This window comes from Croceivirga radicis (genome assembly GCF_002072105.2).
GTDB lineage: Bacteria > Bacteroidota > Bacteroidia > Flavobacteriales > Flavobacteriaceae > Croceivirga > Croceivirga radicis.
This window is the reverse complement of record NZ_MTBC01000005.1, coordinates 119,195-143,140: the sequence shown is the minus strand read 5'-3', so window position 1 is coordinate 143,140 and position 23,946 is coordinate 119,195. Positions and strand designations below refer to the sequence as shown.

General features: G+C 36.8%; 14 protein-coding genes. 8 read left to right on the top strand and 6 right to left on the bottom strand.

The window, feature by feature from the left end:
* Window positions 1-332 precede the first annotated feature (332 nt).
* The 3 genes from BUL40_RS09410 to galK form a co-directional block, all read right to left on the bottom strand.
* Window positions 333-1,988, bottom strand: a complete 1,656-nt coding sequence (locus BUL40_RS09410) for a glycerol-3-phosphate dehydrogenase/oxidase (protein ID WP_080319046.1) — start codon at window positions 1,986-1,988, stop codon at window positions 333-335.
* A gap of 82 nt (window positions 1,989-2,070) precedes the next feature.
* Window positions 2,071-3,108: a UDP-glucose--hexose-1-phosphate uridylyltransferase gene (locus BUL40_RS09405; RefSeq protein WP_080319045.1), complete on the bottom strand. Its 1,038-nt coding sequence runs from the start codon at window positions 3,106-3,108 to the stop codon at window positions 2,071-2,073.
* Window positions 3,092-4,231 carry a galactokinase gene (galK, locus tag BUL40_RS09400; protein ID WP_080319044.1) on the bottom strand — a complete coding sequence of 380 codons (1,140 nt, stop codon included), beginning with the start codon at window positions 4,229-4,231 and terminating at the stop codon, window positions 3,092-3,094. Before galK ends, BUL40_RS09405 begins: the two co-directional genes overlap by 17 nt.
* Before the next feature lie 413 nt (window positions 4,232-4,644).
* On the opposite strand from galK, the gene BUL40_RS09395 reads away from it, so the two are divergent.
* Together BUL40_RS09395 and BUL40_RS09390 are read left to right on the top strand one after the other, a co-directional pair.
* On the top strand, window positions 4,645-5,919 hold the full coding sequence (locus BUL40_RS09395; RefSeq protein WP_010519641.1) for a ribonucleotide-diphosphate reductase subunit beta: 1,275 nt from the start codon (window positions 4,645-4,647) through the stop codon (window positions 5,917-5,919).
* A 6-nt stretch (window positions 5,920-5,925) separates the two neighbouring features.
* Window positions 5,926-7,725 carry a ribonucleoside-diphosphate reductase subunit alpha gene (locus BUL40_RS09390; RefSeq protein ID WP_010519642.1) on the top strand — a complete coding sequence of 600 codons (1,800 nt, stop codon included), beginning with the start codon at window positions 5,926-5,928 and terminating at the stop codon, window positions 7,723-7,725.
* Window positions 7,726-7,763: 38 nt separating this feature from the next.
* Here the strand turns inward: BUL40_RS09390 and BUL40_RS09385 are convergent, their stop codons facing one another.
* Complete coding sequence (locus BUL40_RS09385; protein WP_080319043.1) at window positions 7,764-8,714, bottom strand: alpha/beta hydrolase; 951 nt, start codon at window positions 8,712-8,714, stop codon at window positions 7,764-7,766.
* A 160-nt stretch (window positions 8,715-8,874) separates the two neighbouring features.
* On the opposite strand from BUL40_RS09385, the gene BUL40_RS09380 reads away from it, so the two are divergent.
* A complete protein-coding gene (locus tag BUL40_RS09380) occupies window positions 8,875-9,189 on the top strand; it encodes a hypothetical protein (protein WP_141239653.1) in 315 nt (104 codons plus the stop codon).
* Here the strand turns inward: BUL40_RS09380 and BUL40_RS09375 are convergent.
* Both BUL40_RS09375 and BUL40_RS09370 read right to left on the bottom strand, forming a co-directional pair.
* Window positions 9,186-13,628 carry a chemotaxis protein CheB gene (locus BUL40_RS09375; RefSeq protein ID WP_080319041.1) on the bottom strand — a complete coding sequence of 1,481 codons (4,443 nt, stop codon included), beginning with the start codon at window positions 13,626-13,628 and terminating at the stop codon, window positions 9,186-9,188. The genes BUL40_RS09380 and BUL40_RS09375 overlap by 4 nt on opposite strands.
* A 206-nt stretch (window positions 13,629-13,834) precedes the next feature.
* Window positions 13,835-14,947 (bottom strand): formylglycine-generating enzyme family protein, encoded by a 1,113-nt coding sequence (locus BUL40_RS09370; protein ID WP_080319128.1) that lies wholly within the window; start codon window positions 14,945-14,947, stop codon window positions 13,835-13,837.
* 2,183 nt (window positions 14,948-17,130) lie between these two features.
* Here BUL40_RS09370 and BUL40_RS09365 point away from each other — a divergent pair.
* The 5 genes from BUL40_RS09365 to BUL40_RS09345 all read left to right on the top strand — a co-directional run bounded on the left by BUL40_RS09365 (window position 17,131) and on the right by BUL40_RS09345 (window position 23,940).
* Window positions 17,131-18,714: a vitamin K epoxide reductase family protein gene (locus BUL40_RS09365; protein WP_080319040.1), complete on the top strand. Its 1,584-nt coding sequence runs from the start codon at window positions 17,131-17,133 to the stop codon at window positions 18,712-18,714.
* Window positions 18,715-18,838: 124 nt separating this feature from the next.
* On the top strand, window positions 18,839-19,027 hold the full coding sequence (locus BUL40_RS09360) for a hypothetical protein (protein ID WP_080319039.1): 189 nt from the start codon (window positions 18,839-18,841) through the stop codon (window positions 19,025-19,027).
* 160 nt (window positions 19,028-19,187) lie between these two features.
* Entirely contained in the window at window positions 19,188-20,360 is a 1,173-nt protein-coding gene (locus tag BUL40_RS09355; protein ID WP_080319038.1) for a TlpA disulfide reductase family protein, read from the top strand.
* 50 nt (window positions 20,361-20,410) lie between these two features.
* On the top strand, window positions 20,411-22,609 hold the full coding sequence (locus tag BUL40_RS09350) for a peptidase domain-containing ABC transporter (protein ID WP_080319037.1): 2,199 nt from the start codon (window positions 20,411-20,413) through the stop codon (window positions 22,607-22,609).
* Window positions 22,606-23,940, top strand: a complete 1,335-nt coding sequence (locus BUL40_RS09345) for an HlyD family secretion protein (protein ID WP_217983358.1) — start codon at window positions 22,606-22,608, stop codon at window positions 23,938-23,940. The genes BUL40_RS09350 and BUL40_RS09345 overlap by 4 nt, the downstream gene beginning before the upstream one ends.
* Window positions 23,941-23,946 lie beyond the last annotated feature (6 nt).

Genomic DNA, 23,946 nt, shown 5'->3' with positions numbered 1-23,946 from the left:
TCAAAAACGGTGTATGGTTTAAACGTGCGGTTTAAAATAGTTGCACGTCCTGACAACAAGCGGTCTTTAGAAGTCAGCCCTAGTATCCGGAGTCCTAATCTTAGAACAGCTTTTTGGGTAGACTTCCTTATCCCCAAAGGCCCGAACATGAAAAAAGTTTTCAATAAAAAGGCAATGCGTCCGGTTAATTAGTTGGACTCATTTAACGGGGCAAACATAGATAAAAAATCGATGCTGCAAACTTTTTAAAGGTTATTTTTAAGTATTTTCAAAAATAATTTTTAAAAAATTGATTTTCAATTACTTAAACGACATAAAAAAGATTAATCTTATTAAAATTTGGAGTGTTCTTTTATCAAATTATTTAATTCTTTTTCATAGCTGTCTAATTCTTCATCTGAAGCATTCAATGCATTTTTAAAATCGACCTTTAAACCATTCCATAAATAGGGTATACTTTCAATGTCAAAATATAACCTACCGGTACGTCTTACAAAGAAATCTATTGGGTTGGTTACCATTTCGTGTTGTAAAGTAAACTGCAACTCTGCCCTACCCAACCTCAACTTAGACTCGCCAGGTTCTAGTTCATTATAAATATTCCAAATCTGATTTGCCTGTTTTCCATAGTTACTAACCAGATACCAAGCATCATAAGCAGTAAGATTTTCTGCCTTTAGTTTTTGTGTAAGCTTAAGTGTATATTTTTTTACTTGTTTGTACTTTTTAAAATCGTTACCACACAAGGGTATGGCATCCGTAATACAGTTATTAAGTTCTTTTTTATGCGTTTTCTTTGCTTTCTTGGCTACCAAATCCACAATACGCTCAGACATTTTTCTGTAGCCCGTTAATTTACCACCGGCAATACTTATAAGTCCCGTTTTAGATTCGAACACTTCATCTTTTCTAGAAAGTTCAGATGCAGATTTACCATCTTCATGAATTAAAGGTCTAAGGCCGGCCCATGAAGATATTACGTGCTTGGGCTTTAAATTAACCGTAGGGAACATTGTATTGACTCCGTTTAAAAGGTAATCTACATCTTCCTTATTGGCCAGTACATTCTCCTTATCCCCATCATAATTGGTATCTGTGGTGCCAAAGTATGTAATTTTACCCCTAGGTATGGCAAACATCATTCTACCATCTGGCACATCAAAATAAACAGATTGTTGTACTGGAAATTTTTTATGCGGTACAACTAAATGAACACCTTTGGTTAAGTGCAAACGTTTTCCTTTTTTGGATTTATCGGTCTGCCTTAAATCATCTACCCAAGGACCAGCGGCACTAACCACATAATTTGTTTGTATGGTAATATTTTGCCCACTAACAAAATCTTTTACCGTTACCCCGCTTACCTTATTATCGGTTCCATAGACAAAACCAACCACCTCTGTATAATTAGTGGCCATGCCGCCATAGTTTCTTGCCGTTTTAATAATTTCCATAGTTAAACGGGCATCATCTGTACGGTATTCTGCATAGTAACCAGCCCCCGTAAGTCCTTTTACCGGTAGTAGCGGTTCTTTTTTTAAAGCCTCTTTAGTATTTAACATTTTACGCTTATCGTCACCTGTAACCTTTGCCAATAAATCATAAACCATTAAACCAATAGAGGTTAACCATTTGCTATAGGCACCGTTTTCCGTTAAGGGTAAAAGCATTTTTTCTGGCACTACCAAGTGCGGAGCTAAATCATGAACAATGGCCCGTTCCGTACCAACTTCATGCACCAAACCAAAATCCATCTGTTTTAAATAGCGTAGACCTCCATGAATTAGCTTTGTAGATTTACTACTGGTACCAGAGGCAAAGTCTCCTTTTTCTAACAAAAGGGTTTTTAAACCTCTTGAGGCGGCATCTAATAAAATACCGGCTCCGGTAACACCGCCACCAATAATGATTAGGTCAAAAGTTTCCTCCTTTGCCCTTTCTAGAACCTTACTTCTCGTTTTTATTGAAAATTTCTTGGTCTTCTGCATAGCTAATCACTTTCTATTTTACGGAAAGCAAGCAGAAAAATACAACAAATTATTTTCCTTAACGCTAGAATACCCTAAGCGGCTATTTTAAACTGTAATGTGTATTAGACAAACCCTTTAATTTTTTTGCTGCCTGCTCTGCAGTTATATCTCTTTGTGGGTTACCAAACATCTCATAGCCCACCATAAATTTCTTAACCGTAGCAGAACGTAGCAAAGGTGGATAAAAACTCATATGAAAATGCCACTCGGGATAGTCATTATCTGTTGGCGACTGGTGTATTCCTGAGGAATAGGGAAAAGAAACCTCAAATAAATTATCAAATTTGGTGGTAACCACCTTAATAGCTTCTGCAAAGGCTAAAGCTTGCTCTTTTGAGAGTGCTGCTATATTTTGAAGTTGTTTTTTAGGGGCTATCATAGCTTCGTAAGGCCAAACCGCCCAAAAAGGAACTAGTGCAACAAAATGTTCATTTTGAAAAAGAATACGTTCGTCTTTATCAAGTTCTTGTTTTAGGTAATCGCCCAAAAGACTGGAATCGTTTTTTTCAAAATATGCCCTTTGCATCTTTGTTTTGCGTTCTACTTCTTGAGGTATGGAATATTGTGCCCAAATCTGCCCATGTGGATGCGGATTACTACAACCCATCATAGCGCCCTTGTTCTCAAAAATTTGTACATGTCGTATATTCTGCTTGGCACCCAGTTCACTATACTCCTTTTGCCATAAAGCAACTACGTCTGCAATAGCTTTCTGCTCCATTAAAGGCAAGGTTAAACTATGGTCTGGAGAAAAACAGACCACCTTACATATTCCTGTTTCGCCCTGTGCTTTTAATAAGCCATCTTCTTCCAAAATATTAGGGGTATCTGCTAATAAGGCCGAAAAATCATTGGTAAAACTATATACGGATTCATACTTTGGGGTTTGCTCGCCACCTGCCCGGGTATTTCCTGGACATAAATAACAGGTAGGGTCGTATTTAGGTCTTTTGGTTTCTGGTATTTTTTCTTGTTTACCCTGCCAAGGCCGTTTGGTACGGTGCGGTGAAACCAATACCCATTCTCCAGTTAATATGTTGTATCTCCTATGTGGATGTTCGTTATAATCCAACTTCATGATTTTCTTTTATTAAGGTAGTTCCATTACTTGGTTGGGTCTCAAAAGCGTTTAACTCTATACCGAATTCTTTTTTGTAAGCCGCAGCCGCTTTGGCTATAAACAGATTTACAGAGTCTTTATGAATCAAATTTATTGTGCAACCTCCAAAACCGCCACCCATAATTCTAGAGCCTAGTACCGCATTTTCTCTTTTGGCCAGATCAACCAAAAAATCCAATTCTTTACAACTTACTTCATATTTATCACTTAAACCCTCATGGGTTTTGTACATAAGCTCACCAAATGCCTTTAATTTATTTTCTTTTAAAAGGGTTTTGGCCATTTGTACGCGGGCAATCTCCTCTACCACATAACTACAACGGTTAAATACTGTAGCATCCAATTGAGACTTACTATCTGTAAGCATATCTAGCGTAACATTCCTAAAAGAGGGAGCAATACCATATTTAGAAACTAAAAAAGAAAGGCCATCTTCGCATTGTTGTCTCCTTTTGTTGTAGGCTCCCGTAGCCAAATCATGGGTAACATTGGAATTAAGCAAGAGTAACACGTAGGGATCAAAGTTTGCCGGAACATAATCAAACTCCAATGATTTGCAATCCAACAACATAGCAAATCCTTTTTTACCCATTACTGATGCAAACTGATCCATGATGCCACATTTGGTACCTACATAATTGTGTTCTGCACGTTGACTCAATTTAACTATTTGCCACCGATCTAATCCTAGATCAAATAATTCGTTAATGGCATAAGCAAAACCACATTCCAAAGCCGCCGAAGAACTTACACCGGACCCCACGGGTAAAAAACTTTGAATTTCACAATCAAAACCAGAAATACCGTCTGTTAATTGTTGCATTTCGTTGATAACACCCAGCAAATAGTTTTCCCAACCTGCAGGTCTTGGGGTTATTGCTTTTAAGTTAATCTCTAAAACTCCTTCAAAACCTTTACTGCGAACAATAGCTTTATTGGATGTTCCGTTTTTACAAATCTTAAATTGAATGTGTTGTTCTATTGCCGCTGGCAATACAAACCCATCGTTATAATCTACATGTTCCCCAATTAAATTTATTCTTCCGGGAGAAACAATGGTTAAGCTATTTTCGCCACCCATACATTTTAATTTTACGTTATTTCCTATGTAAATGTGAGTTCTTAGGGAAACAGGCATTTTTTATGTGTGCAATTTACATTTATTTAATCTTTGACAAAAAAATCACACCTATAAAATTTTTATTTCATTCCAAATAAGTAAGTAGCAAGAGCCCTAATGGACTCGTTCTTTTTTTATACTTGAATGTGAGCACTGTTTATAACCCTGTGGATAAATAATCCTAGTTTTTAGCGAACAAATTTTTCTGATTTTTTCTGCAATTCTCTAACACTTTACACCCTTGTTTTACAAGCTCTTAACGCTTTGTTAATAAAAATGTTGAGAACCCATTTCCATCTTATGAAAATTGTAGGCAAGAAAATAGGAATTTTACAATCTGAACCATTAGTTAATTTCCAAAAACCGTTTTACCTATGCAGATTTCTGAGATAAAGAAGAGGGATTTTAGCACACAACCCTTTGAGTTACACAAGATTACAAATGCAATCATGAAGGCAATGACAGCTGTTGACCACGGTCAACTAGGTGATGCCCAAGTAATTGCAGATGATGTACAATTAAGACTGTTAGACCGTAAAAAACAAGTAAAAGATTACATTCCAACAGTAGAAGAAGTACAAGATGTTGTAGAAAACAGCCTAATGGAAAGTCAATTTCATGATGTGGCCAAAGCTTACATTATCTACAGAAACAAAAGGGCACAGGAAAGGGCTACCAATATCTTTGAAAAGCGCATTAACTTAAAGCCATTTGAGTACCCAGAATTATACGAATATGTTTCTGCTATAAGACATTCTTATTGGATACATACCGAGTTCAATTTTACCAGTGATATCCAAGATTTTAAATCCAGATTAACAGAGGTAGAACGCAGTGCTATTAAAAACACTATGCTAGCTATCTCTCAGATTGAGGTTGCGGTAAAAAGTTTTTGGGGAGATATCTATCAAAGAATGCCTAAACCGGAAATTGGGGCAGTTGGTTCAACATTTGCAGAAAGTGAAGTTAGGCATCATGATGCTTACTCGCATTTATTGGAAATACTAGGTTTAAATAGAGAGTTTGAAACCCTAAAGAAGAAACCTGTGATCATGAAAAGGGTACAGTATTTGGAAGCTGCCCTTAAAACTGCTAAAAGCGAAAATGACCAAGAATATGCAGAGTCTATCTTGTTATTTTCCCTGTTTATAGAACATGTATCGTTATTTTCCCAATTCTTGATAATCATGGCCTTTAACAAGCATAAAAACATGCTTAAGGGTATATCTAATGTAGTAGAAGCTACTTCTAAAGAAGAGCAAATACATGGCGATTTTGGAATAGACATCATTAACATTATTAAGAAAGAAAACCCGCATTGGTTTAATGAGACCTACCACCAAACTATACAAGAAATCTGTGAGCAAGCATTTGTTGCAGAAAGTAAAATAGTAGACTGGATATTTGAGGATGGAGAATTGGACTTTTTACCTAAAGCGGTTATAAACGAATTCATAAAAAATAGATTTAACAACTCCCTTGAGAGTATAGGAATCAACAAAATATTTGAGGTAGACGAAAAATTATTGGAACAAACCGAATGGTTCGATGATGAAATTATTGGAACCAAGCACGGTGATTTCTTTGTAAAAAGATCCATCAACTACAGCAAGAGAACACAAAGTATAACCAGCGACGATTTATTTTAAGCAGCTATGGAAAAGAACACTGAAACTATAGGGAAAGAAACCCTACAACAAAAAGAAAACACCACTTTAGATTTAGTTAATGCAAGAAAATCTGCCTTATCTGATTTAAAAGAAAGACCACTAGAAACGGAAGGTTTTAAATGGTTGAATGAGTATAGTAGAAAGTTCCTAGCTTCTGGTTACCTAACAGAGGGTGTAACACCAGAGGGAAGAATTAGAGAAATTGCTGAGCGTGCAGAGCAAATCTTAGAAATGCCTGGATTTGCAGACAAGTTCTACAACTACATGTCAGAAGGGTTCTATTCGCTAGCATCGCCGGTTTGGTCTAACTTTGGTAAGCAACGTGGTTTACCTATAAGCTGTTTTGGTTCTCATATAGACGATGATATGGGTAATATTCTTTATACCCAATCTGAAGTTGGTATGATGTCTAAACTTGGTGGTGGTACATCTGGTTACTTTGGAAAAATAAGACATCGTGGTGCAGCTGTAAAGAACAACGGTGAAGCTTCAGGTGCGGTTCATATTATGCAGTTGTTCGAGTCTATGGTAGATGTTGTAAGCCAAGGCTCCGTTAGAAGAGGTCGTTTTTCTCCGTATTTACCAATAGACCACCCAGATATTAAAGAGTTTTTAGAAATTGGTACAGAAGGTAACCCAATACAGCAGTTAACACATGGTGTAACGGTTCCTAACCAATGGATGCAAGAAATGATAGATGGAGATGTTGAAAAACGTACCATCTGGGCCAAAGTTTTGCAATGTAGAGGTGAAATGGGTTATCCTTACGTATTTTTCTCTGACAATGCCAATGACGGTACGGTAGATGTGTACAAAGACAAGGATCAACGAATTTATGCTAGTAACTTATGTACCGAAATTATGTTGCCTTCTAACCAAGATTGGTCTTTTGTTTGCGTACTATCCAGTATTAACCTATTGCATTACGATAAGTGGAAAGAAACAGATGCTGTTGAAACAATGATTCATTTCTTGGATGCGGTTATAACAGAATTTATTGAAAAACTAGAGGTTTACAAAGACTCTGATAATAGAGATGATCAGCAAACGTTCCTGTTTATGGAAAGGGCTTACAATTTTGCAAAAGAAAACAGAGCATTAGGTTTAGGTGCTTTAGGGTGGCATAGTTTATTGCAGTCTAAAAAATTGGCCTTTAATAGTCAAGAAGCCTATAATCTAAACAGTGAGATTTTCAGGGAAATAAAAGAGCGTTCTTATAAAGCATCTGAACAGCTTGCCGCACGTTTTGGAGAACCAAAAATGCTAGAAGGTTACGGTAGACGTAATACCACTTTAAATGCCGTTGCCCCTACAACTTCATCTGCTTTTATTTTAGGGCAAGTATCACAAGGTATTGAACCAATCTGGTCTAACTGCTACGTAAAAGATATTGCCAAAATAAAGGTTACCATTAAGAACCCATATTTAATGGAACTATTAGAAGAAAAAGGGATGAATACCTCTGAAGTGTGGAGAAGTATAAGAGATAGAGATGGTTCTGTACAACACCTGGATTTCTTGACAGAAGAAGAAAAAGCAGTATTTAAAACGTATTCTGAGTTGGACCAAATGGATATTATTTACCAAGCGGCCAACAGACAAAACCACATAGACCAAGGGCAGTCTGTAAATATTATAGTACACCCAGAAATGCCTACCAAAGAGGTTAATAAAATACATGTTACCGCTTGGAAGTTAGGTCTAAAATCTTTGTATTACCAACACAGTATGAATGCTGCTCAAAAATTTAAGCAGAAGAAAGATTGTGTTAGCTGTGAAGCTTAAAACACTAAAAAAAAGGAGGCTCAGTAAAGCCTCCTTTTTTATTTTACAGGAAAATGTTTTTGCAAAAACTGCATTGTTTTAGTTACATATACTTCTGTGTCAAAAATTGGGTCGCCGTGTCTTGCTCCATCTACCAAATAGAGTTCGCTAATAATATTATGTTTATCTAATTCGCTTTTAAAAAGTTCACTTTGCTTACTAGGAACATTTCTATCTGCAGTACCATGAAATAAAATGGTAGGTGGGGATTGTGCGTTTACATAATAAATTGGGCTTGCAGCTCTTGCCAACCGTTCTTTCTCTAATGGACTACCGCCTAACAAGTCCGCTTCTGGCGTACCTGTACCCTTATCCGTGCCATAGGCTTTAAAATTTATCAAATCTGATGGGCCAAAAAAATCGACCAAAGCCTTCACTTTAAATAAAATTTTGTCACGATCACCCATAAAATCCCCTCTACCCGAAGTATTGGAGGTAGCCACCAACGCCGCCAAATGGCCCCCTGCAGATCTACCCATTAACGCAATAGCGTCTTTGTTAAAACCATAGGTGTCTGCATGTTCATATAAAAAGTTGATGGCATCATTACAATCCTGTATTTGTGCAGGAAATATAGCTTCGCCACTTAATCTGTAATTTATAGAAGCTAAGGCATACCCTTTATTCAAAACTGCATTCACTAGATTATTATTTTTAGTGATGAACGCTTCTTTGCTACCCCTTTTCCATGCTCCGCCGTGAATCCAAACCAAAAGTGGAGGATTTGCAACAACCTTATTTTTGTAGACATCTAACAATAATCGTTTACCGTTAACAGATTTGTATGCTTGATTTTTAAAAGTAATGAGGTTTTCTGGCAGTTGTGGTATGTTCATTTCCCGCTTTGGTTTTGCTTCTCTATTATTATCTATATCCTTGTTTTGGGCATTACATTTTGTAAGAAAAATTAGAATACCCATTACAACAATTAAGCGTTTTAAATAATTCATTTTTTAAATAGATTATGTAGAATAGCTACAAAACTAATTGCAAAGACTCAAGGGCCCTAAAACTAATTCTCAATTAAGCGTTAAAGTTAACTACACTTCAATGTAAATTTTACGTAAATTTTATGTTTTAAAATTGTAATTTTACAACAAATAAATGGGTATGAAAATAATTTGGGATTCGAGCGAATTAAAACTAGACGACTATTCTCGTTTAAATATTGAATATGCACTTAATCTTGAAGTTACCCTTATATTAATTAAGAACGCAGAGCACTTTCTAGACTACAAATCCCTGATAACTTTGCAAATCAAGAATGGGCACGTCCTTATTGACACAGAAACCCCACAACCAATAGCTAAAAAGTTAAAAAATAACCTTATTCAACTTCAGGATAGTGTTTCTAAGTTGATACAGAAAGATTTAGTAGCCTGGCCAAGCCAACTGTATGCAGAGGCAATAGTTATAAATTCTTAAATCCACTTAGCTATAACCTCGAACAAATCTTCTTTTCCCAATGGTTTTGCTATGTAATCTACAAACCCTCTACTTAAGCACTGTTCGCGATCATTGGACATGGCATGTGCGGTTTGCGCAATTACTTTGGCATTGGGATTAATTTTTACAATTTCTTCCTTAGCCTCAAAACCATCCATCACTGGCATTCTAATATCCATTAAAACAATATCATAATCTGGTTTTTGCCTAAACATGCTTACCGCTTCTTCGCCATTTTCTGCATAATCTACTAACAAATTAGTTCGCTTAAGCAGTGTTTTTAAGTAATGTCTATTGATACGATTATCATCTGCAACTAAAATCTTCTGGTCATTAAATAGCTTATTAATCTGTTTTGCGGAAGATTTGTTTTCCATTGGTTTAACCGTTTCTACCAAGGTAAACGGAATAGTAAATGTAAACTCACTTCCTACCCCTAATTTTGAGGAAACATCTATATCTCCACCTAAAAGACCAATAATACCCTTAGAGATAGATAAGCCCAGCCCCTTACCAGAGTACTTGTCGTTATTTTCGAATCCAATCCTTTCAAAACGTTCAAAAATCAGTTTTAAATTTTCTTCTGCAATGCCTATACCGGTATCTTTAATTTTAAATTCAACCCAATCACCTTTAATCGCGTAACCGAATGTCACGCTTCCACTATCTGTAAATTTAATGGCGTTGTTAACTAAATTAATTAATACTTGTTTTAATCTATTGGGATCTGTTTTAATATTTAGGGGAACATTTGGATTGGGTACAAAAGTTTTTATTTCAAGATTGTCTTTCTCTTGCTGTTTTTTAATTTCATTGAAGGTCATCTCCAATTCCCGCACAAGATGATTTAACTCACATGGCATAAATTCCATATCCAATTCACCTGCTTCTATCTTGGATAAATCAATTATATCATCTACCAAACTCAATAATTGCTGGCTACAATTCTCTATGATAGAAATGTATTCCTTCTTATCATTTACATTTAAATCATGATCTCTTAATAAATTAGAAAACCCTACCAAACCATTGAGTGGGGTTCTAATTTCATGACTCATATTGGCCAAAAACTGATTTTTATAGATGTTGGCACTATTAGCTTCTACCAGCGCTTTTTTAAGCTTTTCTTCATTTTCTTTCTTTTGCGTTACATCAATAAATACTCCAAAGAAACTAGTAACCTTACCTTCATCGTCTTTTTCAAAAGGAGAATCGATAGAATAGCACCAAACCCACTTCCCGTTTTTATGTTTAAATCGATACTCAACAATATTTTCTAGCTTACCCTCCAAAACCTTGGCCATATGCTTTTCTATGAGGTGTTGGTCGTCTGGATGAAACAAATTAAAAAATTCATCGGGTGACAGTTTTTCTATATCTGCAGGAGTGTAGCCTAAAATGTTGGTGTAGCCCTCATTCATAAAAACATTAGAACCCTTGACCATATCATATATATACATGCCAGAAGGGGAAAGCCGTGTCATTTTACCAGCAAATTCATCTGCCTTTTGCAATTTAGAACGTAGTTGTTTACGCTCTGTTATATCTTGCGCAATACCCTGTAAATGCGTTGGTTTACCCTCTTCATTTTTTAGTACCCTACCCACGGCATACATCCAACCTTTACTACCATCGTTTCTAATAGAACGTAGCTCTAGGGTATAGGGTTTACCGGTTTCTATAGTTGTACTAACCGCTTTTTCTAGAGTTGCCCAAGATTTAGGTGTAAATAGTTTTCTATGATTTTCATCATCATAGTCTGGCACCCCATCTTCAGGATCTAAGCCATACATTTTAAATAATTCTTCTGACCAATACACCTCGTTGGTAGCAATATTAAGAGTCCAGCTACCCAATTTAGCAACCTCTTGCGCAATAGTAAGTTCTCTGGTTTTCAATTTTAGCTCTTCTTCGGCTTTCTTGATCTCCGTTATATCTACAAAAGTTATTACTACTCCAGAAATTCTTTTTTCTTTAGTAACAAATGGAGAAATCCTTATTAAGTACCAATTACCAGTAGAATCTAATAATTGTTCCTCAAAAGTATTAAAGGTTGTTAGTGCATCTTTTGATTTGTTCAAAATTCGCAGGCGTGCCTCTTCTTCAAAAACAGATGAAAAATTAAAAATTGGTCTGCCAATGTCTTGAGATTCTAGTTTAAATACCTTTTTTAAGGCTGGTGTAAACTTTCTTATTTTTAATGCTTCGTCTAAAAAAAGCGTACCAATATCCGTACTATCCAGAAGGTTGTTCATATCATTGTTCAACTCTTCTAGTTCTTTGTTCTTTTCTTGAAACTCTGTATTTACCGTATATAATTCTTCATTAACAGATTGGAGTTCTTCATTGGAACTTTGCAACTCTTCATTAGAAGACATTAGCTCTTCATTAGAACTTTGCAACTCTTCATTGCTGGTCTCTAGCTCCTCAGTTATATTGGTAAGTGCTTCTTTTTTTTCGCTTAATTCATATTCTAAATCATCTATTTGCTGTTGCGCAAGAGTAGAAATATCTTCATTTGATAAAACTACCTCCTCTGTATTCTCTTGACCAATACTTTCACCAAACTGAAGCATGTATAAAAAGTCTCCATTTGGCTCTAGTTGCACCCTTTCTACAAATAAATCTGTTAGTATCTGGCCACTAGGTACTGCGCAGGATAGCTTTTTATAAGAAATGGTCTTATCACTAGTTTTTGCCCTACGTATACCATTTCTAATTATACTGGCCAATTCAGGATTTACCAAGTTTAATAGGTTATTATTAAAAATTCCATCGTTCTGTGAGAACCATTTTTGAAAATCGCCCAACATAAAGATTACATCATAATCTTGGTTTACATAAACGGTTACAGGCGCGTGTTTCTTACTTAGATGTTTGTAAAACAGCACTTCTTTTCTAGCGGTATAATTATGATTCTGCTCCACTTTATTGGTCAAGTTTAAATAGTTGATTTTAGAATGTGTCTTATTCTTAATCTGTAATGCGTTGTTTTCTAGTAAATTTCTACCCTTTTTTATTCTATAAATTTTATGTTTACCGTTCACCACGGTAAAGTTTTGTTCTGCCTTAGCTAAAGATTCACTATTTCCCAAGAACAGAAAACCATTTTTATTTAAAGAAAACTCAAAAGCATTAATTACTTTTTCTTTGGTTTCCTTGTTTAAATAAATCAATAGATTACGACAAGATATCAAGTCTATTTGAATAAAAGGAGGGTCATTGGTAAGATCGTGATAAGAAAAAATAATCTTTTCCCTAATGCGTTTTATAATTTGAAAACGGTCTCCTTTTTTTATAAAATATTTTGTTAGGTATTCCTCTCCAATTTCTGAGATATCATTAATACCAAAAACGGCATTACCCGCCTTTTTAAGGGCATACCTATCTATATCTGTTGCAAAAATTTTAAAATTTAAATTAGATTCTTGGCTTTGCAGGTAGTCATCTAATAAAATAGCCAAGGAATAAACCTCTTTACCTATAGAGCAACCCGGTATCCATATTCTTATGGTTTCTTCTGGTAATCTATTGGCAAATAACTCTGGAATTACGCTAAGTTTTAAACTATTGAACGCCTCTACATTTCTAAAAAAAGACGTTACGCCAATTAAAAAACTTTGGCTCAGAAGTTTTAACTCCTCTTCATTTGTTAATAAATACTGATAGTAAACATCAAGTGAGTTCAATTGCAACAAACTCATTCGTTTGTTCATCCTCCTTATTAAGGTATTGGGTTTGTATTTACTAAAATCGATACCACTATGTTTATATAACTTAGTAATTATGGTATCATAGACCGTAGCATTCTGCGGATTTATAAGGGTTTGAAAATCTCTTTCTTGATTTGCGAGCCATAATATGTTTTCCGCAATTTTTTGGGGTGGTAATATAAAGTCTACGCAATTGGTATGTATAGCAGATTTTGGCATGCCATCAAATTCTGCAGATTTAGGGTCTTGTGCATAGATAGTTGCACCTACTTCTTTTAAATTATAAATACCCTTAGAACCATCTGAGCCGGTACCAGACAAAACTACCCCAACCGCATTTTCTTTATACGCATTAGCTACCATTTTAAAAATGATATCTATGGGTAAGTTTAATTGCTTCCTTGGTGCTTTCTTTAGCAAGGTAAATTTACCATCTTCTATGCCAAGATTGTTATCTTTATTATTAAGATATATACAGTTTGGTTTAATTTCTTGGTTTTCTTCGGCAACAAAAATTTTCATTTTGGTGTGCGAAGCCAGAAGTTCTGGCATTAGACTTTTAAAATTGGGGGCCAAATGTTGAACCACAATAAAAGCCATATCTGGGCTAGCGGGCATTGCATCAAAAAAAGTATGTATTGCTTGCAAGCCTCCAGCAGAAGCCCCAATTGCCACTACCATAAAACCATCTTGTTTAGACCCCATTTGATAAAAGTTTATAGTTTAAAAATCAGTAAAAATAAGGTGTATGTGTTTTAAGATGCCGAACTACAATTTTAAATTCTTTTGTTTATTAGATGGTAATGCTATTACTAAATGTAAGAATTTTATTAATAAATAATTTTAAGGGCCTATTTTTATTAACATTTCCTTAAGAGAATAATGCTTTTTTTGCAAAAGCAGACTATGTATTACTTATTTTCTATCTTATCAACACTCAAGACCGTTCTAAAGCCCAGGTGTTCTGCCCCGGAGTCTAAACCTGTAGCCATACGGGCACTAATGCGATAGCTGGCACAATAACTAGCACTACACAAAAACGAACCACCTTTAATTACCTTTTCCTGAACATACGGATTGCTAGGGTTATAGGCTTTTTCTGGACCAGATGGGTTTTTTAATTCTTCAATTTCTGACACGTTAGCATAGTAGTTTACATGGTACCAGTCGCTAGTCCATTCCCAAACATTGCCAGCCATATCATACAAACCAAAAGCATTGGCAGGATAGCTTTTTACCGGTGCCCTACGCTCATATCCATCTTGCAACTTATTTTCTACAGGAAATTCTCCCTCCCAAGTATTTGCATGGCTGCTTAATTGTTCCAAACCACCGGGCCAACTATAAATGTCATTTATTTTTTCCGCTCTCGCCGCATACTCCCATTCGGCCTCTGTTGGTAAACGCCCCCCCTTCCATTCACAATAGGCCAATGCATCTTCGTAAGCTATTTGCACTACAGGATATTTCCCCTTTCCTTCAATTGAACTACCAGGACCATTAGGATGCCTCCAGTTGGCTCCTATTTTCCATTCCCACCATTGGGAGTAATCGTACAAGTTAGGTAAGCTAGATTTTGATTTCTTAAAGACCAAGGAACCGGGTTGTAAAATAGAATCATGTGGTTTGGGCGTTTCAGGAGGCAGCTGTTTTTTCATCTCATCCCAAGAAATAGCTCTTTCTGCAACGGTAACGTAGTTTGTGGCCGCTACAAATTCGGCAAATTGGTCGTTTGTAACTTCGTGCATATCCATATAAAAACCATTGACTGTTACTTTATGGCGAGGTTTTTCATGCTGCATAGCCAAAGAATCTTCTGGTAAAGCTCCTTGATAAAAAGTACCACCTTTTATCCAGACCATGTCTACGGGTGGTTCTAAATTGGGAGGTTTAGATACAACCAATTTAGTTGTTTGTGGCTTTAAATTCAGGCCATCTTGAGAGGGAGCATTTCGTTTAGGTTCTTGCCTACAACCCAGGAGTATTAAAAATGCTGTAATATATTTTAAGTTACTTAGTTTCATTCGTTGCATGTACACCGTTAAAAGTAACATGAATTGACAAGAAAAATGAATAATAAGGAGGAAAAGTACACCCGTAATTCAGCTGTAGCAAAACAGTAGTAACTATAAATAACAATTAAATATAGATACAGCGTAGGACTAGGTTATGTAAATGATGTAACGCTATAACTTTTAAAGCATCTACATTGTAAAGTCAAAATATTTAACCAAGACATAGCTAAGGTTAAAAACAAAAAAAGCCACTGAAATCAGTGGCTTTTAAATGTCGGGGTGGCAGGATTCGAAACTATCCACATAATCAACTATATATCAATAATTTAAAAACTAAAAAACTTAACTGTTGACCGATTTGTTGACGGTGTTTTTATGAACTTAAAGTAAGATAACTTACATTCTGATTAAACAAAGGTTCTAGTTTGATTTACATAAAAGTAGATATCTGTACTAAAAGTTGGTTTTGTGAAGTTCCAAAACAATTTAAATTTAATTCATGGTTTATATAGCCTTTATCTGTTTAGAAAGATCATCTTCCGGCATTCCCACAGGCATCAGAACATGATATCAAATACAGTTCAAATTATACGTTATAATTCTGATTCATCTGGAGAGTTTCTTTTTATTAATAAAGAATTAAATTTTCTTTGGAACATTACTTTAGCGATTCAACTTATCACCGGCTAAAAAGCTTGAAATTGCAATAATTTTATTGCTTGGAGAATCGTACTTGGTTTCTACTCAAAAGTAAAATAGGGCACAAAGTGCATATCTTAAATCGTCTTCGGATACCGTGTCAACGAATTGCCCTTTCGTAAATAGTATATCGCACCTATCTTATTCACTTAGTATGTTGAAGTCATAAATTACCATTTCACCCTTTATCAGAAAATTAAATGAAAATATTAAAATTCTAAACGCATGAAAGGTACAATATGTAAAGAGCCGATCGTTAATTTAAGTTTTTCTACTGGTAATCTTCCAGTACAATTAAATAAAGTAATGACCAAACATGATTATTAACGTGGGTGATACCAAATCCCCTTAAGGCATTTGGTCCTTTATTACAAAAATCAGGCCTAAGTTGAAACACTTCAATTCTTTGAAAATCTCAATGAAAACAGTCCAAATCCTTAGATACTTTTCTTTTTGTTTGAATTTTAGCAAGACCATGGTAGTTTCTATTTAAAGCACAATCCGCACATGCTGTGAAGAAATTTTATTTTGGATTAAGATAGACTATAATCCAAAAATCCTCAAAATCCCTCTGTTTAAAAATAGTTTTCAAAATCGTTTTATTAAACTATTAATTAACATTCCCTAATCCTTATTCTATTGACTTTATAACAAAAGTTGAACCTACACTAAGTACTAAGAATTCCATAATTCCAACCATATAATAACTAAGCGAACCATTTTGAAATGCAATTACTTGTAATATTCCAATAATAATTACGGGAACTAACCATTACATTTTTTTTTTCGAATAATAATATCTATAATTATGCCAATATATCACTATTGAAGCAAAATATTTATGAATTCAAATGTATTCACTAAAATATTAGCTAAATGTAGCTAAGCTTATAAAATCTAAACCTACATATCATTTTTGATAAAGAATCCAATAATCTAATTACAAGTAAAAAGAATGTATAGAAATAAACTCTATTACTATTCATTCCCATTTTTGAAAAATAAGAAGACTGCCTATTCACAAATTGATTTAAAAACTCTGTAATTTTAAACCCAATCAATAATAAAGCTGTAATAACTATATTATTGACTGATTCTTTGATATCAATTGTTTTCATCGTTTATCTTAGCCTCGATTCAAGTTTTTTTTCGAAATTCATCATACCAATATACCCTGTAACTCAATCCTCTACACTAGCTTACAAATGGCTACATTAAAAAGTTAAGCTATTGAAATTTTATTTTCAAGTCTAATAATTTAATCATTTTGACAGTCAGTCAAAACAAAAGTCTGTAAAAATTCAATAAGGAAACACACTGTGAAATATATTTAGCTTGAATTATAAAGAACAATATTCTTGTGAGTTTAAGACTACAAAAGCTTTATTTTTTTTTTCAGTATTTTATTAGTGTGTTTTAAACATTTAAATGAATTTAATATGTATATTTGATTGTTTTCCTTTTTTATAGTGATTAATTTTAAGAATTAAAATATGGACAACTGCACATTTGCGGCTGGAAATTTATTGGCCCAACTCAAGATCAAGCATACCAACCAATTTCTGGGAGACACTATCCTTTCCCATCCCGAACATCCCAGTTTATTGGCTGTTTCAGAAACTTTGTCAAAGTATAATATTGAGAATCTTGCTGTTAAGATAGATAAAGAAAAGCTTAAAGAGCTTCCACTTCCATGTATTGTACAATTAACCGATAGTGGTGGAATGTTCCATGCTTTGGTCCGTTATTCTAAGGAGGAAACGGTTTATCTGGATGATAAAGGGAAACAGGTTTCAATTCCCACGAATGATTTTTTAAAACGATGGTCGGGAATATGCCTTTTGGTGGAAACAAGTGAACTTTCAGGCGAACCGGGCATCGAAAAGAAACTGTCCGAAAGAAGGACAATGACCGCACTTAAATGGATAGGAGCCTTGTTCCTGTTGCTCTGGGCAATTTTGAACTTTTTTAATTCCCCACTTATACATGGAACAGACCTATTATTGTTGGGCGGGTACGCTTTGCTGAAACTGGTTGGGCTTACCATGGGGGGCATGCTGCTTTGGTACGAGGTGGACAAATACAACCCCACCTTACAAAGTTTCTGCTCTGGTGGCAAGAAGGTGAACTGTGATTCTGTCCTAAACTCTAAATATGCAAAAGTTTTTAACGGAAAGCTGAGTTTGGGGTTGATTGGCTTTACGTATTTCTTTGGCACGTTTTTCTTTTTGCTCATCAATGGCTTTTCCAATATATCCTTGACCCCTTTGGCCTATATGGGTTTTGCCGCCCTTCCCGTGGTGGCCCTATCAGCCTATTATCAAGGAGTGGTCATTAAGCAGTGGTGCAAATTCTGCATTGTGGTACAGGCAGTGCTGCTCCTGGAAGCTACGACCGCTTTTTTGGGCGGGTTCCATCTGGCCCGTGTAGAGGTGAGTTCATTGCCCTTGCTCATAGCACTACTGTTTATTCCCATCCCTATATGGAAATGGCTCAAGCCTTTGATGGAAAAAGAGAAAGAGACCAACCTCTACAAAAGAGGGCTCAAAAAAATAAAGAACAATCCCGATGTGTTGATGGGGCTTTTGGGCAAGAACCGAAAAATAGAGACCCCTGTTGAAGGATTGGGTATAACACTAAAAAATGATGGTGCAAGATATGATGTCATAAAAGTGTGCAACCCCTATTGTGGCCCATGCGCCAAGGCACATCCTGTATTAGAGGGGTTGGTTGAAGATAATAAGATAAACCTACAGATTCTTTTTACAGCAACTGCGGATAAGAAGGACTTTAAGGCCAAACCTGTACGGCATTTTTTGGCCATTGCTTCCAAGGAGGATAAAAAAGAGACCCAAAAGGCACTTGACGATTGGTACCTTTCCGAGAGTAAGGATTATGGGGTTTTTGCCCAAAGATACCCCATGAATGGGGAGCTTGAGCAGCAGGATGAAAAAATAAAGGCCATGCGCCAATGGTGCAATGCTGAAAAGATAACCCATACCCCCACAATTTTCATCAACGGGCACGAACTACCCAAGGAGTATAGCGTTGAAGATTTAAAGAATGTTTTAATATAGAAGATAAAAAACGGCCAAGAAAACCCTTGGCCGAGGGAACGATATTGCTTTCGCGAAGCATGGACCGAAACCTTGACGGTCCCTAAACGTTCAGGGCAAAGTTAATTTTAAATTTTATATAAAAATGAAGAAGTTAAGTTTAAAAAAGTTGAATCTTGGAGCTGACGAACTGCTCCAAAAGGAACAGTTAAAGACTGTTTTTGGAGGGTATGGAAGTGGTTGTTTTGATGATTGCAAGTCCGATTCTGATTGCAGTGGTGAATGTCCAAAATGCTACATTACCCAAGGCGGTGATGGGGGTTGTGGAACTTGATTCTAAATTAAGTTGATTTTGCCTGTTGTGTATTTATGAAAAGTTATCATTTTATTCATGGTATAGATTTTCAAGACAATTAGGAATTAGTGATAATTTAAGTGCACAACGGGCAAATCTTTTGTTCCATTTTATAAAATGAATTTTAAATAGTGGATTAATGAGAGTAGGTTTAGTAATAGTTATTAATTTGATTTTCAATATTATATTTGTTGGATGCTCTCAAAAAGAGAATAGAGAGTTTCAACTTTATGGTAAGTTCAAAGGCACAAATACTGAACAGTTGATTTTTATCTATCAAGATACTCTCGGAATCTCAGTTTTTGATACCATTCCGATAAATAATGGAAAATTTTATTCAAAGGGATTCATAAATGGTGCCATATATGCTCGTATTGAAGGAAACAAAAAGTCTCAGAGAATGAGTGACCCGAATGTACTCCTTTTTTTTATTGAACCAGGTAAGAACTATATCTCCTTGTCGGAAGACAAATTTAAAAACGCGAAAATAATAGGTTCCGCAACACAGAAGGAGCATGAATATTTAGAAAATCAATTGGAGTATTTGCATTTAGAGATAGATTCAATAAAATCAAAATGGAATGAATTATTAGAAAAGAAAATAAATAATCCAGATAAGATTGAATCAATAGATGAATCAATCGTATATCTAAGCATTGAATGGGAAAACAGGCAAAAAAGGATGATGAATGTACGATTAAATTATTTGAGAAATAATCCTCAATCATATTTAAATCCTTACTGGCTTAAATTTTATTCTAAAAAGTTGCCAATTGACACACTTGAACAATATTACAAAAATTTTAAACCCGAAATAAAAAGTAGTTTATTCGGGAAACAATTTGAAAAAAAAATTGAATTGGCAAGGGGGGCTGCAGTTAATAGTAAAGCGTTAAGTTTTAAATTAAGGGATGTTTATGGTAATGAAATAAGCTTGGAAAATTTCAAGGATGAATTTGTCCTATTAGATTTTTGGGCATCATGGTGCGCCCCATGCCTTGAGAATCATCCTGATTTAATAAGATTATATAAAAAATATAATTGTAAGGGTTTTCAAATTATAGGGGTTTCAATTGATGAAAATAAAAAGGCATGGAAAGAAGCAATAAAAAGGGAGGGTGTAGATATTTGGCATCATGTCAATTCATGGGACAATCAAATACCTATAAGTGAACTCTATAACATCAAACCTATTCCAGCTCTTATTTTAATAGATGAAAAAGGGGTAATTGAGGGGCGTTACCTTGCTGCTAATAATTTTAAAAAAGGTTTTAGTGAATTAGAGCGAGATTTAGATATGTTCTTAGATTGAATGTTATTTAATCCTGTTAGTTCGAAACAACTCATTAAATCGAAGATAATTTGAAAACGTCCTTCCCATTTTATAAACAACCCGATTCCAAGGACTGTGGCCCCACTTGTTTGCGTATTGTTGCCAAACATTATGGCAAACTGATTTCGTTGCAAGAGATCAGGGAGCTTTCAGAGACGACCAGGGCCGGCAGCAATCTGCTAAAACTTAGCGATGCGGCCGAGGCCATCGGGTTTAAGACCATTGGGGCAAAGCTTGATTTTGGGCAGTTGGAGGATGTCCCCCTGCCCTGCATCGTCCATTGGAACAAGAACCATTTTGTGGTTGTCTATGCCATAAAAAAAGACGTGGTCTATATTTCAGACCCCTCGTATGGGCTTATAACATACAGCAAAGAAGAGTTTATGCCCCGCTGGATTGGCAACAATGCCACGGAGCATACCAAAGAGGGCATTGTCCTGTTATTGGAGGTCACTCCAAAGTTTAAAAAACTACATTGGGAGGACACGGACAAAAAATCGTTGCGTTTCTTGTTCCAATACCTGTTCAAGTACAAAGGGCTGCTGGTCCAATTGTGCATTGGATTGCTTGTGGGTAGCTTATTGCAGCTCATCTTCCCTTTCCTCACCCAGAGCATTGTGGATGTGGGCATCCAAAACCGGGACATCAACTTTATCTATGTGGTCCTGGCCGCCCAGGTGATGCTCTTTTTGGGGCGTACCAGTGTCGATATCTTCCGGAGCTGGATCCTGTTGCATTTGAGCACCCGTATCAATATTTCCCTGGTCTCGGATTTCTTTATCAAGCTCATGGCCCTGCCCATTGCCTATTTTGATACCCGCATGACGGGGGACATCATGCAGCGCATCAATGACCACAGCCGTATAGAGAACCTTTTGACCGGTTCCACATTGAGTACCCTGTTCTCCATGTTCAACTTGGTGGTGTTCGGGGCCGTGCTTATTTATTACAGTCCTACCATTTTTGGCATATTTGCCGTGGGCAGTATCCTGTACATCCTTTGGATCATGTACTTCCTCAAAAGACGTAAGGAACTGGATTACAAACGGTTCTCCCAATTGAGCCAGGAGCAGAGCACGGTCATAGAGCTCGTCAACGGCATGCAGGAAATAAAGATGCACAATGCGGAAAAGCAAAAGCGCTGGAAATGGGAGTTTGTCCAGGCACGTCTGTTCAGGGTGTCCATCCAGAGCCTGAAACTGGAACAGACCCAAGGGGTGGGCTCCTCGGTCATCAACGAGCTCAAGAACATCATCATCACCTTTACCTCGGCCGTGCTGGTCATCGAGGGGAACATCACCCTGGGGATGATGCTCTCCATACAGTACATCATAGGGCAGCTCAATTCCCCTATCGGACAAATGGTGGGCTTTATCCGCTCCTATCAGGATGCGAAGATCAGTATGGAGCGTTTGGCCGAGATCCACGAAAAGGACGACGAGGAAAACAGGGAAAAGCAACTGATAAAGAAGATCAAGCCCGGCCAGGACATAAAACTTAAAAAAGTGTCCTTTCGTTATCTGGGCAGTGACGAGAATGTCATCAAAGATTTGGACATGATGATTCCTGCCAATAAAGTGACCGCTATAGTGGGCGCCAGTGGCAGCGGCAAGACCACTTTGATGAAGCTATTGTTGAAATTTTATGATCCCGACAAAGGGAACGTCCAATACGGGGAACACTATCTTGGAAGTATATCACATAAGGCCTGGCGGGACCATTGTGGGGCCGTAATGCAAGAGGGATATGTGTTCAACGACACCATTGCCTACAACATTGCCGTGGGCGAGGACACCATAGACCAGGAACGATTAATTAAAGCCACAAAGATTGCCAACATCCATGATTTTATCCAATCCCTTCCCTTGGGGTTCAACACCAAGATCGGGAACGAGGGGGTTGGGGTAAGCACAGGACAGAAACAACGGCTCTTTATAGCCCGTGCCGTTTATAAGGATCCCCAGATACTGTGTTTTGACGAGGCCACCTCTGCCCTCGATGCCAAAAATGAACGGATCATCATGGAGAATCTGGATAAGTTTTTTAAGGACAGGACGGTCATCATAATAGCACATAGACTGAGCACGGTAAAACATGCCGACCAGATTGTAGTAATGGACGAGGGTAGGATAAAGGAATCGGGGACCCACCAAGAGCTATTGGAACTCAACGGGGCATACTATAATTTGGTGAGCAACCAATTGGAACTTGAAAAATTAAATGCATGATGAGGATACCAAAGATGCCAAACTCAAATGCAGAGGAGCCAAATTCGAACGTAGAAAAGTTGAACCTACGGTCAGAGGAAGTACAGGAGATACTGACCAATCCCCCTGCGTGGATCGTACGCTGGGGCATTACACTCATATTCATGTTCACTGTCATAATTTTGGCACTCTCCTTCATGATCAAATACCCAGATTTTGTCACTGCCAAGGTCATCGTGACCACTGAAAGGCCGACAGAGCAAATCGTGGCACGATACTCAGGAGCTTTGCAGAAAATCTATATAGAGAATGGGGATACCGTGGCAGTGGACCAACGTTTGGCGGTACTGAGAAATACTGCCAACGTGGAAGACGTATACAAACTGAAATCCATTTTGGATACCGTACAGCAAAGTTCCCAAGGCCTTTTGTTTCCCATCGACTCCGCTTCCCAATTTGTCCTGGGGGATATTGAGACAGCCTATATCAATTTTGAGAAAAGCTATGTGGATTACCATTTATTGAAGGATTTGGATCCCTATACCACCCAATTGTCCGGCAACCGTCAAACCCTGGAAGAAATAAAACAGAGGCTTAAAAGCCAAATGGACCAAAAAAAGGTGTTGGAACAGGAATACGAACTGGAGAAAAGGGACTACGAGCGTTATAGGCAATTATCTGAAAAAGGGGTCATTTCCCAACAGGAATTTGAATCCAAAAAACAGGAATTCCTCCAAATGGAGAAGAACCTTAGTGCCATGGCCATTTCCATTTCGCAGATGCGGGAGGCCATTGCCTCTGCGGGACAGACCCTTAAGACAACTAAAATCAACAAGCAGGAGGATGATACGAGACTTTTGGCAAATCTGTCACAAACATTCAATGCCCTCAAAAAGGCCGTCAGGGAATGGGAGCACAATTATGTGTTGTCCTCATCCATAGAAGGTGTAGTGGGCTTTCAAGAGTTTTGGGGCGAAAACCAGTACATTGGTTCGGGCGAAGTGGTCTTTTCCATCCTCCCAACAGATACGGATAAATTGGTGGGCAAACTGGTACTTCCCTCACAGAATGCGGGCAAGGTGGTCCAGGGGCAAAAAGTCTTGGTAAAACTGGATAATTTCCCATACCAACAATATGGTATGTTGATTGGCAGAGTGGAGAACATATCGGTTTCTCCAAACTCGGAAGGAAATTACTTCATTTATATTTCCCTTCCCCATGGCACTACAACATCCTACAACAGAAGGCTCCCTTTTGAACAGGAGCTTCTGGGCAATGCAGAGATCATCACCGAAAACCTGAGTGTAGCAGAACGTATCTTTTATAAGTTCAAAGATGTGTTCAAATATTAAAAAAAT

Bases quoted from the DNA above. Each gene is read 5' to 3' on its own strand.
- BUL40_RS09345 (WP_217983358.1), top strand. From the start codon at position 22,606: ATGATGAGGATACCAAAGATGCCAAACTCAAATGCAGAGGAGCCAAAT.
- BUL40_RS09355 (WP_080319038.1), top strand. From the start codon at position 19,188: ATGAGAGTAGGTTTAGTAATAGTTATTAATTTGATTTTCAATATTATA.
- BUL40_RS09365 (WP_080319040.1), top strand. From the start codon at position 17,131: ATGGACAACTGCACATTTGCGGCTGGAAATTTATTGGCCCAACTCAAG.
- BUL40_RS09385 (WP_080319043.1), bottom strand. From the start codon at position 8,714: ATGAATTATTTAAAACGCTTAATTGTTGTAATGGGTATTCTAATTTTT.
- BUL40_RS09395 (WP_010519641.1), top strand. From the start codon at position 4,645: ATGCAGATTTCTGAGATAAAGAAGAGGGATTTTAGCACACAACCCTTT.
- BUL40_RS09380 (WP_141239653.1), top strand. From the start codon at position 8,875: ATGAAAATAATTTGGGATTCGAGCGAATTAAAACTAGACGACTATTCT.
- galK (WP_080319044.1), bottom strand. From the start codon at position 4,231: ATGGGTGGCGAAAATAGCTTAACCATTGTTTCTCCCGGAAGAATAAAT.
- BUL40_RS09410 (WP_080319046.1), bottom strand. From the start codon at position 1,988: ATGCAGAAGACCAAGAAATTTTCAATAAAAACGAGAAGTAAGGTTCTA.
- BUL40_RS09360 (WP_080319039.1), top strand. From the start codon at position 18,839: ATGAAGAAGTTAAGTTTAAAAAAGTTGAATCTTGGAGCTGACGAACTG.
- BUL40_RS09390 (WP_010519642.1), top strand. From the start codon at position 5,926: ATGGAAAAGAACACTGAAACTATAGGGAAAGAAACCCTACAACAAAAA.
- BUL40_RS09375 (WP_080319041.1), bottom strand. From the start codon at position 13,628: ATGGGGTCTAAACAAGATGGTTTTATGGTAGTGGCAATTGGGGCTTCT.
- BUL40_RS09405 (WP_080319045.1), bottom strand. From the start codon at position 3,108: ATGAAGTTGGATTATAACGAACATCCACATAGGAGATACAACATATTA.
- BUL40_RS09370 (WP_080319128.1), bottom strand. From the start codon at position 14,947: ATGAAACTAAGTAACTTAAAATATATTACAGCATTTTTAATACTCCTG.